At 46.9% G+C, this 2,180-nt stretch carries 2 protein-coding genes; both read right to left on the reverse strand.

The window, feature by feature from the left end; translation table 11 throughout:
• Positions 1-696: carboxypeptidase-like regulatory domain-containing protein (locus QVP03_RS00005; protein WP_288210572.1), on the reverse strand; the 696-nt coding region annotated here is incomplete at its 3' end.
• Between the two features lie 459 nt (positions 697-1,155).
• A complete protein-coding gene (locus QVP03_RS00010) occupies positions 1,156-1,896 on the reverse strand; it encodes a hypothetical protein (RefSeq protein WP_009599008.1) in 741 nt (246 codons plus the stop codon).
• Between the last annotated feature and the right edge of the window lie 284 nt (positions 1,897-2,180).

A 2,180-nucleotide genomic window follows, 5' to 3' on the forward strand; every position in this document is an offset into this window, starting at 1 on the left:
GTAGAGGGCGGCGGCCGACGCGCCTTTCAGCAGGGAGATCGAGGCGATGTCGTCGGGGTTGATCGTAGACATGGCGTCGCCGCCGTCGCGCTGGGCGCCCCAGTTGCTGTCGACCTGATCGGACGTGATGTTCATCATCAGGGGGACGCCGTCGACGACGACCAGCGGCTGGTTCGAGCCGTTGATCGACTTGTTACCGCGGAAGAGTATTTTCGACGATCCGCCCGCGCCCGTCGAGTTCGGGGTAATCTGCAGACCGGCGGCCTTGCCCTGCAGCGCGTTGATCATATTGACCGACTTGATGTCGGCCACGTCATCGCCGCCGACCGTTTCGGCAGCATAGGAGAGTGTTTTCGACTGACGTTCGATACCCATGGCAGTCACTACGACTGCGTTCAGCTGGTTGGCGGTCGTCGTCATCAGGATGTCCAGTGTCGTCTGACCTGTGTAGGTCACCTCGTAGGGGTCGTATCCTACGTAGGTTACTTGCAGTACGTCGCCGGGCTGCAACCCTTCCAGACGGAATTTGCCGTCCATGTCGGTTGTCGTTCCGCGCGTCGTGTTCTTCACAATCACCGTTGCTCCGAGAAGCGGCCCGGAGTCGTCTTTGATCAGGCCTTCAAGGGTGCTGCCCCCCCCCTCCTGCGCGTAGGAACGCAGAGCGGTAGCCGGCGCAATGAGGCAAAAGGACGTCATCAGAGCAAAGCAGATGAAAAGTGCTCGGTTGGTTAATTTCCTCATAAATAAGTGGGTTTTAGTTGAACAAGAGTAAAGATTCCGGAGTGACGCCGTATCTTTGGTTTGATAGAAAAAGCAGTGTTATAGCGGCATATTTTAATGTTAAAAAGTAGTGTTATGAAATCAAAGATAAATATATTTTAATTAAATATCAAATTATATATTAAAAAATAATACGTGAAGTTCAGTATGTCCATAATGATATTTCGATTGTTTATTTCATTATAAATATATTGAATTTCAGCAAAATACACAAATGTCTTTGTATAAATTTTACGCATGATTTATTCGTGTTATGTTAAAAATATTAACGGACGTTATACGGATAATCATATTTGCAAATTATTCTCGTTGTTATATTGAAAACCATCTCCGCTAATTGGTGAGGAGTACTCTGCGTTTTCCGATGGTTTACGCCTAACTTTTTACGCTTCGTGTCGGCACGAATTTCTTTCGACTGATCCTCGTCCTCGGTTTTTTGGCTATGGGCTGGATTTCGGCAGACACTTCGGCTTTAGGCTTCCGCCCCCGCCTTTTTGGAGGCACTACCTGCAGGCAGTCTATGGCTTTCAGCCGCTCGTATTCCTCGCGCAACTCGTCGATGATCCGTCGGTTGTTGCTTGCAATACAATCGCGCAGGAGTTTTACATCTTCGCGGCTGAATCCGTAATGTTTAATCGTTTCGCGCGTCAGTTCGAAGGGCGCGTTTTCCAGAACCGCCCGACGGCACAGGTAAGCCAACAAATGCGGATATTCCGTTACGAAAATTTCTACCGTCAGCTCCTTGCGGCTCGTAGCGCAGAAACGCTCCTCCCCGTTGAAAGGGTTCTCCATCAATTCCCATTCGGGAAACTTCGTGGCCCATTGCTCGCGAAAAAAATAGGCATTGAAATTAACCCGGAAAGAATCGATGCGGCTGTCGAAGTTTTCGTAATTGTCGTTAAACTCCGCAACTGAAAATGTCTTTTCGTCGGGATGGCTTTCTTCATCGTCCAGCGTAATCCAAAATACCGATTTCGGAGCACCGCACAAGATTGCATAGACAAAATGCGCCTTCTTTTTCAGATCATCGAAAAATTGCCGGATGTCGCTTTTGCGGATGTCGCAATCCAAACAGTCTTGAAGCAGATTCCCCAGCGTATAGGATTTTTGTGGCATGGTTCAGTAGTTATGGGTTTATAGAACAATTCTTAAACGTACGCAAAGGTTATAGGCACTTCGAGAATACAAAATAAAGGGACGACCGAATTGTAATTGCAATAAAATAACGATTGTCTGTTAACTAATCGTGGTTGGTCATCCCTTTTTCTATTAAAAAGACAATGCCAAATACGTTAGGCGATGGTTGTGTGACAGTGATGATGTAAGTCCGTATCGAGTTTCGGCATTGCATTTAACAAATATCTTAAATTATTGTGAGAATACAAAATATATCGTAAAAA

Origin of the sequence: Alistipes sp. CAG:29, assembly GCF_000435435.1 — a bacterium.
In the GTDB taxonomy this organism is placed as follows: Bacteria; Bacteroidota; Bacteroidia; order Bacteroidales; family Rikenellaceae; genus Alistipes; species Alistipes onderdonkii.

Bases quoted from the DNA above. Each gene is read 5' to 3' on its own strand.
- QVP03_RS00010 (WP_009599008.1), bottom strand. From the start codon at position 1,896: ATGCCACAAAAATCCTATACGCTGGGGAATCTGCTTCAAGACTGTTTG.